This is a genomic window from Mycobacterium sp. SMC-16 (assembly GCF_046250085.1).
Taxonomy (GTDB): domain Bacteria; phylum Actinomycetota; class Actinomycetes; order Mycobacteriales; family Mycobacteriaceae; genus Mycobacterium; species Mycobacterium phocaicum.
Genome location: NZ_CP176427.1, coordinates 2,931,456 through 2,946,369, shown reverse-complemented (window position 1 = coordinate 2,946,369; position 14,914 = coordinate 2,931,456). Strand labels below are relative to the sequence as shown.

Annotated in this window: 15 protein-coding genes; 9 read left to right on the top strand and 6 right to left on the bottom strand. The window is 67.0% G+C overall.

Translation table 11 applies throughout. The annotated features are described in order from the left end of the window. Nucleotides 1-2 precede the first annotated feature (2 nt). Nucleotides 3-668 carry an alpha/beta fold hydrolase gene (locus ACJEIK_RS14275; RefSeq protein ID WP_409431622.1) on the bottom strand — a complete coding sequence of 222 codons (666 nt, stop codon included), beginning with the start codon at nt 666-668 and terminating at the stop codon, nt 3-5. After that, nucleotides 665-1,399 (bottom strand): cutinase family protein, encoded by a 735-nt coding sequence (locus ACJEIK_RS14270; RefSeq protein WP_061001318.1) that lies wholly within the window; start codon nt 1,397-1,399, stop codon nt 665-667. The genes ACJEIK_RS14275 and ACJEIK_RS14270 overlap by 4 nt, the downstream gene beginning before the upstream one ends. Nucleotides 1,400-1,558: 159 nt before the next feature. Here ACJEIK_RS14270 and ACJEIK_RS14265 point away from each other — a divergent pair, with 159 nt between their 5' ends. Further along, nucleotides 1,559-1,801 (top strand): hypothetical protein, encoded by a 243-nt coding sequence (locus tag ACJEIK_RS14265; protein WP_133427494.1) that lies wholly within the window; start codon nt 1,559-1,561, stop codon nt 1,799-1,801. A 15-nt stretch (nt 1,802-1,816) separates the two neighbouring features. On the opposite strand, the gene ACJEIK_RS14260 is transcribed toward ACJEIK_RS14265, so the two are convergent. From ACJEIK_RS14260 to ACJEIK_RS14245, 4 genes are all read right to left on the bottom strand, one after another. After that, the gene (locus tag ACJEIK_RS14260; protein WP_061001316.1) at nt 1,817-2,245 is read right to left on the bottom strand and encodes a Rieske (2Fe-2S) protein; all 429 of its coding nucleotides are present in this window, start codon (nt 2,243-2,245) and stop codon (nt 1,817-1,819) included. Between the two features lie 7 nt (nt 2,246-2,252). Then, nucleotides 2,253-2,477, bottom strand: a complete 225-nt coding sequence (locus ACJEIK_RS14255) for a hypothetical protein (protein WP_133427491.1) — start codon at nt 2,475-2,477, stop codon at nt 2,253-2,255. 193 nt (nt 2,478-2,670) lie between these two features. Next, nucleotides 2,671-4,080: a WS/DGAT/MGAT family O-acyltransferase gene (locus ACJEIK_RS14250; protein ID WP_082761980.1), complete on the bottom strand. Its 1,410-nt coding sequence runs from the start codon at nt 4,078-4,080 to the stop codon at nt 2,671-2,673. A gap of 19 nt (nt 4,081-4,099) precedes the next feature. Then, complete coding sequence (locus ACJEIK_RS14245; protein ID WP_061001313.1) at nt 4,100-4,705, bottom strand: cadmium resistance transporter; 606 nt, start codon at nt 4,703-4,705, stop codon at nt 4,100-4,102. Between the two features lie 93 nt (nt 4,706-4,798). Between ACJEIK_RS14245 and ACJEIK_RS14240 the strand changes: the two genes are divergently transcribed. The 8 genes from ACJEIK_RS14240 to ACJEIK_RS14205 all read left to right on the top strand — a co-directional run bounded on the left by ACJEIK_RS14240 (nt 4,799) and on the right by ACJEIK_RS14205 (nt 14,914). Then, the gene (locus ACJEIK_RS14240) at nt 4,799-5,272 is read left to right on the top strand and encodes a GtrA family protein (RefSeq protein ID WP_061001312.1); all 474 of its coding nucleotides are present in this window, start codon (nt 4,799-4,801) and stop codon (nt 5,270-5,272) included. Between the two features lie 263 nt (nt 5,273-5,535). Further along, complete coding sequence (locus ACJEIK_RS14235) at nt 5,536-6,537, top strand: PE-PPE domain-containing protein (protein ID WP_162563363.1); 1,002 nt, start codon at nt 5,536-5,538, stop codon at nt 6,535-6,537. A 5-nt stretch (nt 6,538-6,542) separates the two neighbouring features. After that, a complete protein-coding gene (locus tag ACJEIK_RS14230) occupies nt 6,543-7,559 on the top strand; it encodes a hypothetical protein (protein ID WP_409431621.1) in 1,017 nt (338 codons plus the stop codon). 61 nt (nt 7,560-7,620) lie between these two features. Further along, on the top strand, nt 7,621-8,100 hold the full coding sequence (locus ACJEIK_RS14225) for an OsmC family protein (protein WP_061001333.1): 480 nt from the start codon (nt 7,621-7,623) through the stop codon (nt 8,098-8,100). A 29-nt stretch (nt 8,101-8,129) separates the two neighbouring features. Further along, entirely contained in the window at nt 8,130-8,612 is a 483-nt protein-coding gene (locus tag ACJEIK_RS14220) for an Lrp/AsnC family transcriptional regulator (protein WP_061001308.1), read from the top strand. 162 nt (nt 8,613-8,774) lie between these two features. After that, nucleotides 8,775-12,254 (top strand): indolepyruvate ferredoxin oxidoreductase family protein, encoded by a 3,480-nt coding sequence (locus tag ACJEIK_RS14215; protein WP_409431620.1) that lies wholly within the window; start codon nt 8,775-8,777, stop codon nt 12,252-12,254. A 96-nt stretch (nt 12,255-12,350) separates the two neighbouring features. Then, nucleotides 12,351-13,412: a Glu/Leu/Phe/Val dehydrogenase dimerization domain-containing protein gene (locus ACJEIK_RS14210; RefSeq protein WP_409431698.1), complete on the top strand. Its 1,062-nt coding sequence runs from the start codon at nt 12,351-12,353 to the stop codon at nt 13,410-13,412. Next, complete coding sequence (locus tag ACJEIK_RS14205; protein WP_061001305.1) at nt 13,412-14,914, top strand: amino acid permease; 1,503 nt, start codon at nt 13,412-13,414, stop codon at nt 14,912-14,914. Before ACJEIK_RS14210 ends, ACJEIK_RS14205 begins: the two co-directional genes overlap by 1 nt.

Sequence of the window (14,914 nt, the reverse complement as noted above, 5' to 3'; positions counted from 1 at the left end):
TGTCAGCGCGGGATCGTCAGCAGGTCGACGAACTCGACCGGATGCGACAGCATTGCCATGTGGCCGCCGGGCATGACCTCGGGTTCGATCCCGAGACGGTCCGCGACGACGCGCCGCATGAACCGCTCGGGGAAGAACCGGTCGTCGCGGAACAGCAGGAACCGCGTCGGAACCTGCGGAAGTGCCTGTGCCGGCCACGGTTTCAGCGCCGGGGTCTCCGACTGTGGGCGTTCGATCTCCGCGGCGATCACCGCGGGGTCTACACCGTTGTAGTACAGCGCAACGGCGTCATCGGCGTCGTAACCACCCGCGGCAGCCGCTTCCCGTTGCGCGGCAACACATCCGGTTGCGCTCCACCAATCGCCGGGGCATTCACCCGGCTGGGGAATCATCGCCGAGACGTAGATCAACTCTGCCGCGCCGACCCGCGGGCAGGCCAGCGCTCCGGTAAAGCCGCCGAACGAATGGGCCACGACCACAGGCGGTTCGCCGTCGGCGCGTGAGTGTGCCGCGACCACGTCGGCATACACGTTCAGGTCGGCCGAGTCATCGGCGCACGGCAGGTCGACCGCGATGCCGCGATGCCCGCGAACAGCCAACTCGCGCAACACAAATCGCCAGTAGGACGGATCGCAACCGCCGCCCGGAACGAGCAGGAACGCGGTCACAGCCTGCTGACGACGAAAGTCGCGGCCTGGTCGGCCATTCCGTTCGACCCGTAGGTGATGTGGGCGAACGACGGTCCACCGGCGGGCGCCCCGTTGCAGATGGTGTCGTCGGGCACGCACAACTCGATCGTCTTGGCGACATAGGCAGGACCGATGGCGATCGGTGGCGCGCCGATGTCCGTCATGAACTCGGGCGAAGGCTTCCCGAACAGCACAAGCGCCGCAACATGGTTCGCGATCGCCGGCGGCATCGGCTTGGGTGCGTACCAGGTGTACTCCGCCAAATCCGCCGGGATCTCCTTCGGGAGCGCGTTCGCGGTCGTGAATCCCGACACCACCGCGCCCTGGGAATATCCACCGAGGACGATCCTGGTCTTCGGGCAGTTCGCCGCGGTGGCCTCGACGTGCGTGGCGGCATCCTTGACGCCGTCCACGACGCTCTGCACGAAGTCCAGTCGGTTGCCGAAGTCGCTGCTGGCCGCATAGTTGACCGGATACACCGCGATCGACTTGTTCCCTGCCTGTGCCTGCAGCGCGTCGACGAGCGCGCGGCCGGCCATCCCGACACCCGGTGGTTCGCTGGTGCCGCGGGCGAACACCACCTCGACGTCGGGGCACGGATCGGCGGACACCGGCGGCGCCGGGGCACTCACAAAAGCGGATACGACGACCGTGGCGACCCCGGCGAGATGGGGTAACCGCTTGGCTTGGAACAGCTTGATGACGTCCATATCAGCTCCAGCTACTACGACCGGCTTTTCCATGCTGACACACAGCGGATGGCGGCGATAGCCGCCATCCGCAGGAATCTGCCAAGAATTCGCCAAGGGCCGCGTCTCACCATTGCTGTCAGCGGTCGACACAGGCCGAACCAGCGAGAGGGAGACACCATGATCACCAGCGCCATCAAGAAGGTCGCGGGCACTGCTCTGCTGTCGGGCGGCTTGACGCTGATCTGTTTCGGACTGGCCTCGGGCACGGCCCAGGCGTTCAACCCGCAGCCGGAACCTCCCACCAAGCCGAGCGTCTCGGTGCAATCGCAGACCACGTCGCCGCGCTCGATCGGTGGCTTCGGCCCGACGTCCCCCAAGGTCACGACGGGCGGTGTCCGCGGCTGCGACGGCTCGGTGTAGCCGCCGGGCTTGAGGTCAGGTGACGGTCAGCGTGTCCCCGGTGACCGTCACCGTCTTCGGGGCCAGCGGCTCGTCCGCCGGACCCTTCACGACGGCGCCGTCCGCGATACTGAATGTGCTTCCGTGACAAGGACAGTCGATGGTGCCGTCGGCGACCTTCGACACCGTGCACTGCTTGTGTGTACACACCGCGCTGAACGCCTTGAACTCCCCGGCCTTCGGCTGGGTGACGACCACTTTCGCCTCCGGGAGAACCACGCCGCCGCCCACCGGTACCTCGGCGGTCTTCACCGATGGTGATGCGGCCTTGGACTCACTGCCCGCGGACTGGCCGCCCGACGGCGGCGCCTCTTTACCGCCGCAGGCGGCAACCACCATCCCCGCACCGACGGCACCCGCGCCGAGGAGTACCCCACGACGGCTCGGGTGCCCGGCCTCGATCATGCGAGGCTTACCGCCGGCCGCCGCCGTTGTACCCGGGCGAAGCGACTTCGCCTTCAGTGAGCTCGTAGGGCGGCGTGAACAAGCTGGGATCGTCGAGCGACGATTCCGGCGCGTTGAACGGACCTTGTGCCGCCTCCGGGGCTGCGGGGGCGTCGGCCGGGGCCACGCAGGTGCCTTCGGAGGCGACCAGGCCATCCGAGCACGTGAGTTCGTCGGCGTGTGCGAGCGGCATGCTGATCAAAGCCGCCACCGCGGATGCAACGCCAAACGTTGCTGCCCCCATTGACATGCGAGCGAATCGCGTCGTCGTTACGCTCATTTCATACCCACTCTCCGGCGCTAACTGGTCCGGTGAAGGTAGCACCCTTGCGTCTGCTGTGAAGGTTCGTTTCGGCACTTGGGTCAATTGCTTTTACACACTGTTTTCACAGCAGACCATAGGCCTGCTCCAGCGCCACCAACGCCTCGCCGGTCTTGATTGCCAGCTTCTGCATGTGCGGCATCGAGTCACGGCAGCCGGTGAAGCCGAAATTCAAAGTGCCCGAGTAGCTTTGGCAGGTGATGTTCAGGCCGACGCCGTGGACGGGTATCGACACCGGATAGGTGGACACGAGCTCGTTGCCCCGGAAGTACAGCGGATAGTCGGGCCCGGGCACATTCGACAAGATGACGTTGTAGGACGCCGGGGCCACCTTCGGGGCACCCACGGTCGCCGCCCCGGTCTGCACGAGGAACGGCGCCATCAGCGCCGCGGTGTAGGCGAGAATCGCCGTACTGGTCATTCCCGACAATTGGTCCTTGGCCGCTTTCGTCGACGCGCTGATGGTCTCGATCCGCTCGCGGGCGTCGGCGAGGTCGGTACCGAGGGTTGCGAGAATGGCGCCGACGGCGTTGCCGCCGCCGGGATCGTCTTTCGGCCGAATGTTGACCGGCAGCATGGCAATCAGCGATTTCTCGGGCAGTGCGTCGAGTCCGAGGAGATAGTCACGCAGTCCACCGCCGCAGATCGCGAGCGCGACATCGTTGAGGGTTGCGCCCGCCGCGTCAGCGACGGCCCGCAAGCGCGCGATGTCGTACTGCTGTGTGGCGAACCGCCGGCTCCGGCCGATGCGGCCGTTGAAGATGGTGTGCGGCGCCTGGCCCGGGCCGACAAGCGGATTGCTCCTGCTGACGGCGGTCACCGCCAGCTTGGCGAACGCGGCAGGCAGATCGATGACGGTCGACAACTCCGAGGTGATGGACCGCAGCAGCCCGCCGATGTCGGGAATGAGGCCGCTGTCCTTCTCGTCCTTCTTGCGCTCCCGCTTCGGCACCGGGTTCCGGAAGAACAACGGGGTGTCGGTATCGGACGGGTCGGTCGACATCGACCGGATCAGCGTCTTCATCGCCGTATAGCCGTCGACGAGTGAATGGTGCATCTTCACGTACAACGCGACGTTGCCGTCATCGAGGCCCTCGATGATGTGCAGTTCCCAGGGCGGTCGCGTCAGGTCGAGCTGCCGAGCGTGCAAGCGGGAGATCAGGATTCCCAGTTCGCGCTGGTCGCCGGGACGGGGCAACGCGGACCGCCGGACGTGATACATGACGTCGAACTTCGGGTCCTCGACCCAGCGCTGCAGCGGATTCAGCAGGAACCATGGCGTCTGCAGCTTCATGTTCCACGGTGGCTCGATCTCGTTGGACCCGTAGATCTCGTCGCGCAGCAGATCCAGGATGTCCCCGGCGTCGCCCGATGTCGGACGGAACTGCATGAGCCCGGCCACATGCATCATCGTCTCGGGAGATTCGGCCGCCAGGAACATCGAGTCGAGCGGGGACAGTCGTCTGCTGGTCACCCGGGTGAACTTACTGCGGTTACCGCGCGAACACGCCGCCTTCGACGAGGATCGTGGTCCCGACGGCGATCAGCACCACCGGCAGGATGAGGTGTCCCCACCGCGTGAACGTGTCGGCGACGACGCGGTGGGCGGCGAAGTATCGGCCGACGACGCACCAGACCCCGACCCCGACGAGAAACACCGTCACGTACAACGCGACCGTGCCGGCCGTGGCGACCGCGAACATCGGCACGTAGACACCGACGTTGTCGCCGCCGTTCGCGAACGTCACACCGGCGACCTGCCAGACACCCGGAGCGCACGGTGCCGGCCCGCCCTCACCATCCGGCGGTTCGCCGCCCCGGTGCCGCCAGGCCACCCAAGCGGCCCTGAGCCCCAACATGATCGGCAGCAGGCCGAGATAGGGCAGCACGCCAGCCGGCAGCAGTGCCGCACCCGCAAGCGCGGTACATACGGACACCGCCACGATGGCCACGAAACCCAGGTACTGCCCGGCGATCACCCGCATGGCCGCGCTGCGGTGGCCACGCGCCTGGCCGAAGAACACGGCGAGCACCACAAGGTCGTCGATGTTGGTGACGGCGAAGGTCGCGATGGCTTGGGTGATCGTGGCCAGGCTCATCGGCGTGGAGATTACGGGACGCCGCCCGAGCCCGAAGCGCAGAGTTCGCCTGCCAGCTACCTGGTCGACGCCGGCCCATGGCACAGTGCCCGCGTGACCGTCGACGCGGCAGGTGGCCTGCAGCGCGCCGTCGACAGCTTCCACCGTGGCTGCGAACTGGTCGTCAGCCGGCTGCCCTTCGGGCTCGAATCGGTTGTCGCTCCGACGTTCCTAGGGTTCGCGTTGATCAACGGCGGCACGTTCGCGATCGACCTGTTGTTGCTCACCGCATTGCGGGACGGGTTGGGATCGCCGCTGGCGGTGGCGGTCACGGTGTCGTACGGGTGCGCGTTCGGGCTGAGCTACGTGCTGAACCGAACCTTCAACTTCAGCTCGCACAGCGCGGTCGGCCCGCAGCTCGCCATCTACGTCGTGGTGGTCGCGGTCAACTACCTGGCCTTCATCCTGGGCGTCTCGACGGGATTGTCGGCGCTCGGCGTCGAGTACCACGTCGCCCGGATGGTGGCGGGAGGCTGCGAGGCGGTCTATATGTACGTCGCGATGCGCTGGGTGGTGTTCCGGCGGTGACCTGCGTCTCATGGCATGCAAAAATGCTGCAGCGGTGTTAATTTCGCCTGGTCAAGTTGTACTGAGGTACCAAACGGGGGTAGTCGGGGACGGCAGGGCACATCAGACGCGCCGGCGAGAATCATTCGCTCCACGCCGCCATTACCGCCGCTGACTCATCAGCGAGATCCACGTACGTCACCGCGGGCGACATCGTCGCCCGATTGGTCGCGCGCTGCGTATGAACCGCAATCCCCTCCTCGTGCACAGATAGGAACTGCCCCGTGGCCGGCCTGAACCGCTGCAGTGCAATAGGTTTCGTCGTCGCACTCTGCATGACGATCAGTGTGCAACCGTCGGCGACGGCATCGGATGAAAGCCCCGGCGTCACCTTCTACCTGCAGGGCACGTGCCTGTGCGACGTGTCGCCGACCTCCCAGGAAGCCCTCGGACTGGCCGACGGATACCTGGACTCCAGCGGCACCATCCATGGCATCGGGTACCCCGCCGGCCTCCTGTTCGCCGCGGACGCTGTCATCGGCACCACCAAGGTGAACGCATCGCTTGCCACGGTTCCCGACGGCGCCGCCGTCACCCTGGCCGGTCTGAGCCAGGGCGCCATCGTCCTGAACTACGTGAAACTCGCACAGTCGCTACGGGATTCATTCGGTGGGGGTCGTGAGGACAATCTGCAGTTCGTGACCTTCGGCGACCCGCAGAACACCACAGGCGGTATCACCACCAAGAATCGGGCACTGCAACTGTTCGCGCCGAATGTGCCACGGGCAAGCGCGTACCCCACCACCGAGATCGTTCGCGAGTACGACGGCTTCTCCGATTGGCCGGACAAGCCAACACGTCTGGCCGTCCTCAACGCTGTCATGGGAATCGGATTCGTGCACACCGATTACGGGTCGGCGGCCAACCCGGCGACGCCGGGAACGCTCAAGACCATCCGTACCAACGCCGCCGGCGGCACCACCACCCATTACGTCGTGCCAACGGCCCGGCTGCCGCTCACACAGCCGCTGCGCGATGCCGGACTGAACACGTCTCTCATCGACGCCCTGCTCCGCCCGCAGATCGACCGCGCCTACGTCCGCCGCCCGGAGGTCGCGCCGCGCGATCGGGCTCCGCGGCCGTCGATCACTGCCCTGGCGTCGAAGGCTCTGCGCAGGGCCAACCCGGCGGCCGCCAAACACGAAGAAGGCAAAGAGAAAGCACCGAAACCTCAGCGGGGGTTCGGTTTTCGGAAGTCTCGCCGCGGCGGGGAATCGAGGAGGTAATTCGCATGTGGATCAAGACGCAGACCGTGACGCTGTCTGTGGTGTGCTCGGCCGCGGTCGTGGTCACCAGTGCCGCACCGGTTCTCCCGACGACGCACCCGACGGCGCACCCGACGACGGTGCACAGCGCCGAGTACCGGTACGCGCTCACGGCCGCGACCATCGATGCCGCGTTCAACCCGATTCGGTACGCCGGCAACCTCGGAGGTGCGGCCCAGGCCGTCGCCACCGACGTAATCTACTGGCAGACACCGGACTTCCCGCTGCTGGTGCTGAGCGCGCAGGTCGATCAGAGCACCGGTGAGTACGAGGCCGTGCAGAAGGTGACGTCGACGACGGCGCACCTGCAGAGTCTGGTCAGCGCGGTCACCGACTTCCCCGGCGCCGCGTCGTCACCTCAGGTGCGGCAGTTGGTCAGCGGGATCGGACAGGCAGGCGCCGCTGCCGCCGGTGCCACCAAGACCGTGACGGCCACGCTGGCGCCCCACCTCGCGCCGCTGACCCCTGTGATCTACGTCGTCAGGGTGGCCAGAGCAGCGGTCGGCGTCTACTACGCCGTCGCCACCCTGTCCACCACGGGCGTCGGTTCTGTCCTCAGTGGGCATAATCCGTTGACGGCCGTCGCCAACGTCGTGTCCTCGGTCCAGGGTCTGGCCAATGTGCTCACTCACGCGCCGCGGCCGACCGCGGCGGTCGCGACCCGCTCCACTGCCGAGCCGAGCGCCACCGCCGAATCAGCCAGCACAGCATCGAAACCCACCGCGAAACCGGCCGCTGCCGATGTCACCGGGAAGCGGTCTGGCAAGGCCACCAAATCGGAAACGAAGCAGGACGATTCGTCGGTAACCACGGCGCAGAAATCTGGGACCAGCAAGCCGGCCAAGAAGGCCAAGAGCGACGAGTCGACGACCAAGACGTCCGACAGCAAGACGTCCGACAGCAAGACGTCCGACAGCAAGACGTCCGAGTCCAAGCAGTCCGAGACCAAGGCGAAGGGCGACCACGGGCGGAGCAAGCACTGACCTTCGGGCGCGTGCGCTAGAACAGAGGTACGCGAGCGCAGCGACGAAGGGGATGCCCGCCATGGCGAAGACGCACCACTACGAACTCGAGGTGACATGGACCGGCAACACCGGCACCGGAACCTCGGGTTACCGCGAGTACGACCGCGCACACGACGTCAGCGCCGACGGCAAGCCCACGATCGCAGGCAGTGCCGACCCCGCGTTCCGCGGCGACCCACAGCGCTGGAACCCCGAGGAGCTCCTGGTGGCCTCGCTGTCGCAGTGCCACATGTTGTGGGTCCTCGCGCTGTGCTCGCAGGAGGGCATCGTCGTCACCGGATACACCGACCAGCCGTCGGGCACCATGGCGCAAACCCCGGACGGCGGCGGGTACTTCACCGAGGTGGTGCTGCGTCCGGTTGTCGAGATCGCCGACGACCGGCACCGCGAGGCCCTCACGAGGGTCCACGAGCGAGCCCATCACCTGTGTTTCATCGCCAATTCCGTCAACTTCGATGTCCGGTGCGAAGCACAGGTGAGCGTCGCCGAATCGGCGTGACCCACGGTGCCCCCGTGGGAAAATGGCGCATGACCATCAAGCTCGACGCACTCGATTCCGCGCTGCTGTCGGAGCTGGCCGCCGATCCGCGGACGCCGATTCTCGAGTTGGCGTCGCGGCTGAAGGTCGCCCGCAACACCGTGCAGGCGCGCATGAAACGGCTCGAGGAATCCGGCCTGGTCCGCGGCTACCCGCCCAACATCAACCTGTCGCAGCTCGGGTTCGCGGTACACGCGCTGGTCTTCATCGAGACCGACCAGACCAAGATGAACGCCATCATCGAAGCGTTGCAGGACGTCCCCCATGTGCTGGAGGTCCACGCCACGACGGGGCGGGCCGATCTGCTCGCCCGCATCGCCGCTCAGACGCAGGAAGAGCTGCTCAGCGTCATCCAGCGGGTGCACCGGATCGACGGTGTCAAGCACTCCGAAACCATGCTCGCGATGGCGACACCCGTCGAATACCGATCGCTGCCTCTGGTGCAGCACGTGACACAACGTCGAACAAAATGATGCGTGCGTCACAGTGCGCCACGTCACAATTGAGCAGTCTGATCAATATTTTCGTCGACTGTTGACGTAGATCACCCACAGGGGCAGATTTCGCTGCACTGATTGCTAATAGTTCGCGTTTATGGCTGGCGATCTGAGTGGCGGAAAGTGTGGAGGTTGTCGATGACCAGTGTCTTGTCCCGATCCGAACTCGCAGCGGCCGAACCCGCCGCGCCCTACGACCTCGATGACCGGTACCGCTCCGGCGCCGGCCCCGTCCTGCTGACCGGGGTTCAGGCCATCGCCCGCATGATGGTCGAGCAGCATGTCCGTGACCTGCGCGCCGGCCGCCGCGTCGCGACGTTCGTCTCCGGTTACCAGGGCAGCCCCCTCGGCGGCGTCGACAAGATGCTGCTGGGCATGCCGAGCGTCTTGACCGAACACGACGTCGTCTTCACCCCCGGGTTCAACGAGGAACTCGCCGCCACCTCGGTCTGGGGCAGCCAGACCGACCTGCCCGCCGGGAAGGCCACCCACGACGGCGTCATCGGTGTCTGGTACGGCAAGGGACCCGGCGTCGACCGCGCGACCGACGCGCTGCGCCACGCCAACATGTACGGCGTCAACCCCCGCGGCGGCGTGCTCCTGCTGGTCGGCGACGACCCGGCATCGAAATCGTCGACGGTGCCCGCCGTCAGCGAGCGGTCCCTCGCCGCTCTCGGCATCCCGGTCCTGTTCCCGCGCAACGCCGAAGAGATCATCACGATGGGCATGCAGGGTGTTGCGCTGTCGCGCGCCTCGGGCTGCGTCGTGGCGATGAAGATCGTCGCCGACGTCGCCGACGGCGCCTGGACCGTCGACGCCGACGTGGCCGACATCGCGATCACCGCACCTGAAATCCTCTGGGACGGAAAGCCGTTCACTTACGTTCAGCGACCGATGGCGGCCCCGGCCGACAGCCTCATCGCCGAAGCCGACCTCTACGGTCCACGCTGGGCGACCGTGCGCGCCTTCGGGGACGTCAACGACCTCGACGTCCTCGAAGTCGACCCGGCCCGCGCCAAGATCGGCATCGCCGCCACCGGCACCACATTCGACGCGGTCCGCCAGGCGCTGCTCGACCTCGGAGTCGACGACGCGGCACTGCACCGCGCCGGAATTCGCCTGCTGCGCATCGGGATGCCGTACCCCGTCGGCCAGCAGGCGGTCCGGGAATTCGCCCGGGGCCTCGAGCAGGTGATCGTGGTCGAGGACAAGACGGCCTTCATCGAGACCCAGGTCCGCGAAATTCTCTACGGCACTACCGGTGCCCCGCAGATCATCGGAAAGCACGATGCCGCGGGCGCGCCGCTGTTCCCGCTCGGCGGCGAGCTGACCGCGGCACGCTTGCTCGCGCCGCTGCGCCGGGTACTGCGCGATCACGTCGAACTCAAGCGCACGCCTCCCCCGCCGCTGTCGCTGGAAGTGTTGTCCGCCAAGCGAACCGCGTACTTCTGCAGCGGTTGCCCGCACAACCGGTCCACCGCGATCCCGGAGGGCTCCATCGGCGGCGGTGGCATCGGGTGCCACACTCTGGTCACCATGTCCGGCCGCAGTGACAGCGCCGTGGTGGGTCTGACGCAGATGGGTGGCGAAGGCAGCCAGTGGATCGGACAGGCCCCGTTCACCGATGTGCCGCACCTGTTCCAGAACGTCGGCGACGGCACCTTCTTCCACTCCGGACAGCTCGCGGTGCAGGCCTGCATCGCGGCCGGTGTCAACATCACCTACAAACTGCTCTACAACGAAGTGGTCGCCATGACCGGTGCGCAGGACGTCGAAGGCGGGCTGGTCGTGGCGGGCCTCACCCACAAGCTGACGGCCGAAGGCGTCAAGCAGATCATCATCTGCGCCGACGAACCCAAGCGGCACAACAAGAAAGCCCTCGCCAAGGGCACGCGGCTGTGGCACCGCGACCGGCTCGACGAGGCGCAGAAGGTGCTGCGGGAGATCCCGGGCGTCACCGTGCTCATCTATGACCAGCACTGTGCCGCCGACGCCCGCCGCCAGCGCAAGCGCGGCACCCTGCCCACCCGCAACACCCGCGTGGTGATCAACGAAGCGGTCTGCGAGGGCTGTGGCGATTGCGGCACCAAGTCGAACTGCCTGTCCGTTCAGCCGGTCGACACCGAATTCGGTCGCAAGACCCGGATCGACCAGACGTCGTGCAACACCGACTACACGTGCCTCGACGGCGACTGCCCGTCATTCGTCACGGTCGAACTGACCCCGGAGAAGAAGGGCCGCAAGACATCCCGGCGTAAGGCGCCGGAGCCGCCGCGCGTCACGGATCCGGGATTCGGCGTGCCGACCGGCACCCAGAACGTCTTGCTCGCCGGCATCGGTGGCACCGGCATCGTCACGGTCAACCAGGTGCTCGCGACTGCCGCGCTGCGCGCGGGCTACGAGGTGGAGAGCCTCGACCAGATCGGCCTGAGCCAGAAAGCCGGACCGGTGGTGTCGCACCTGCGGTTCTCGACCAGCGCCCTGGAGCCGTCCAACCGGCTCACCTCGGGGAGCGCCGACTGCATCATCGCGATCGACCTGCTCACCGCGACCGACAACCGGAACCTCGGCTACGGCAGTGCCGAGCGCACCATCGCCGTCGCGTCGACGAGCCAGACGCCGACGGGCGACATGGTGTACGACAAGTCGGTCGCGTACCCGGAGACGCAGTCGCTCCTGGACCGGCTCACCGCCGCCACCCGCACGCTGACCCATTTCGATGCCCTCGCCGCGGCGCAGGCCCTGTTCGGCAACACCGCGGCAGCCAACTTCCTGGTCGTCGGCGCCGCCTTCCAGAACGGCGGCCTACGCCTGCCCGGGGCCAGCATCGAGGAGGCCATCGGCATCAACGGTGTCGCGGTCGCCGCCAACGTGGCGGCGTTCCGCTGGGGCCGTGTCGCGGTCGCCGATCCGGCCGCGTTCGCCGCCGCCGTCGACGCCGCCCGGCCCAAGGCCGTGCCCGCGCTGGCGCGCCCGGAGCTGCTGGCCAGCACCACGTTCGACGGGGAGGTGCGCCGACGGGTCGAACTGCGGGCCGGCGAGCTGGTCGGTTACCAGAACGCCAAGGTCGCCCGGCGTTACGTCGAAACGGTTCAGGCCGTGTGGCAGCTGGAGCGCACCATCACCGACAACACCGCGTTCAGCGAGGCCGTGGCACGTGGGCTGCACAAGTTCACGGCCTACAAGGACGAGTATGAGGTCGCGCGGCTGCTGGTCGATCCGGCGTTCCTGGCCGACGTGCAGGCGCAGGTGCCCGGTGGGGAGAACCTCACCTACAAGCTGCATCCGCCCGTCCTGCGCGCCATGGGCCGCACGAAGAAGGTCGGCTTCGGACCGAAATCGCATGCGGCACTGAAGATGCTGGCCAAGGCCAAGGTGCTGCGCGGCACCAAGCTGGATCCGTTCGGCTATGCCCACGTCCGGAAAGTGGAGCGGCAGTTGCTGTCTCACTACACGGCGATGGTGCTGCGCCTCGCCGCCGAGCTGACCGTCGACAACTACGCCACGGCCGTCGAGGCCGCCGGACTGCCCGACACCGTCCGCGGCTACGAGGACGTCAAACTCGGCAACGTCGAGCTGTACTGGGCACGCCTGCGCGAGCTCGGCATCCCGGCCTGACCGGCCGCCACCCCAGATGTCCTGCCGCCACCCCTGCGGCAGTGTCAACCAGGCCGCCAAACATGCGGCAGCAGAAAGGAATCCGTAGTGACAGCTATGTCCACCCCCGTCGGAGTGTTCGGTCGCTCGCACAAGTTGAGCTCCCGCAGCCACGAGCAGGTCGTGTTCTGCGAGGACGCCGAGTCCGGCCTCAAGGCCATCATCGCCATTCACTCGACGGCGCTGGGTCCTGCCCTCGGCGGTTGCCGCATGTACCCATACGCCGACGAGTTCGAGGCGCTCGAGGATGTCCTGCGGCTGTCGTGGGGCATGACGTACAAAGCCGCGGCGGCCGGCGTGAACCTGGGCGGCGGCAAATCGGTCATCATCGGCGATCCCACGAGCGACAAGAGCGAAGCGCTGTTCGCGGCCTTCGCGCGCTACGTCAACACCCTCGGCGGGCGGTACGTCACCGCGGGCGACGTCGGCACGAACACCGACGATCTCGACATCATGGGTAAGTACACCTCGCACGTCACCGGTCGCAGCGCCGTCGCCGGCGGCTCGGGTGACAGCGCCCGTCTCACCGCGCTGGGCGTTTTCAACGCCATGCGGGCCGGCGCCGAATCCGTCTGGGGCGCAGCCACGTTGGCAGGCCGGACCGTCGGTGTCGAAGGTGTCGGCAAGGTCGGCCGGGAACTCATCGCCCTGCTGCTCGCCGATGGCGCCGACGTATTCGCCACCGACGTGAACGACGCGGCACTGCAGCGCCTGTCGAGCGATCACCCCTCGGTGCGCGTCGTCAATTCAGTTGCCGACGCCCCGGTCGATGTCTATGCTCCGTGTGCCCTCGGGGCTACTCTGACGCCTATGAGCGCTCAAACCATCGAGGCGAAACTGGTCTGCGGTGCCGCGAACAACCAGCTCGCGACGCCCGACGTCGAGCTGTTGCTCGGCCGTCGCGGCATCACCTGGGTACCTGACTTCGTCGCCAACGCCGGCGGCCTCATTCAGGTCGCCGGTGAGCTGCACAGCGCGGACCGCGCAGCCGTCGAAGCCGACGTGATCCGCATCTTCGACCGCTGCCGCGACATCATCGCCACCGCGAACGAGACGGGCATCAGCATCGGCGCCGCGGCGAACCTGTTCGCCGAACAGCGGCTCGACGGGGCCATCTGATGGGCGCCGGCGGCGGGCTTTTCCGCACCAAGTCGGTCGAGCAGTCGATCCGGGACACCGATGAACCCGATTCGAAGCTCCGCAAAGACCTGACGGCAAGGGATCTCACTGTTTTCGGCGTTGCCGTCGTCATCGGCGCCGGCATCTTCACCCTTACCGCTCAGACCGCGGGCAACATGGCGGGGCCGGCCGTGTCGGTCGCCTTCGTCATCGCGGCGATCACATGCGGGCTCACCGCGCTGTGCTACGCCGAGTTCGCCTCGACCGTGCCCGTCGCCGGCAGCGCCTACACCTACGCGTACGCCACCTTCGGCGAGCTGGTCGCGTGGATCATCGGCTGGGATCTGATACTCGAATTCGCGCTCGCGGTATCCGTTGTCGCCAAAGGCTGGTCGCAGTATCTCGGCCACGTGCTCGGCGGGACGGTGTCGCCCGTCGTGCACCTCGGGTCCGTCAAGTTCGACTGGGGTGCGCTGGTGATCATCGCCATCGTCGGCGTATTGCTGGCGACCGGAACGAAGCTGTCATCGCGAGTTTCGGCCGTCGCCGTGGCGATCAAGCTCTCCGTGATCGTGCTGATCCTCGTCGTCGGCGCCACCTACTTCAAGGCCTCGAACCTGACGCCCTTCATCCCGGCGGCGCAGCCCTCGGCGAAGGCCGACGGTGTGCACCAGTCAATGCTGGCCTGGCTCACCGGAACTGGCGGTACGAGCTTCGGGTGGCTGGGCCTGCTGACCGCCGCCAGCATCGCGTTCTTCGCGTTCATCGGCTTCGACGTCGTCGCCACCGCGGCCGAAGAGACCCGCAACCCGCAACGCGACGTCCCCCGCGGCATCTTCGGCGCGCTGGCCATCGTCACCGTCTGCTACGTCGCGGTGTCCTTCGTCCTCACCGGCATGGTGCCGTACACCCAGCTCCAAGGGGAGAATGCCACCCTCGCAACGGCATTCGCCCTCCACGGTGACACCTGGGCCAAGAACATCATCTCCATCGGCGCATTGGCGGGCCTCTCGACCGTCGTCATGGTGATGTTCCTCGGCCAGACCCGCGTCCTGTTCGCGATGTCCCGCGATGGCCTGCTCCCCAAGCGGCTCTCGCACACCGGCAAGCACGGCACCCCGGTGCGATTGACCGTCATCGTCGGTGTGGTGTGCGCGGTGCTGGCCGCGTTCGTGGACTTCGGCACGCTCGCGGGCATGGTCAACATCGGCACGCTTGTCGCCTTCATCCTGGTGGCGATCGGTGTGCCGATCCTGCGCCGGACCCGGCCGGATCTCAAGCGCGGCTTCCGCGTGCCCTTCGTCCCCGTGGTCCCGATCCTGGCGGCGCTGTCCTGCCTGTGGCTGATGCTGAACCTCGAAGTCGAGACGTGGCTGCGGTTCCTGATCTGGATGGCCATCGGCGTGGTGCTCTACTTCGTCTACGGCCGGTCGCATTCGATGATGGGACGACCGCGGCCCGAGGCGCACAAGCACCTCAACGTCACCCAGATCGCGGCGTGA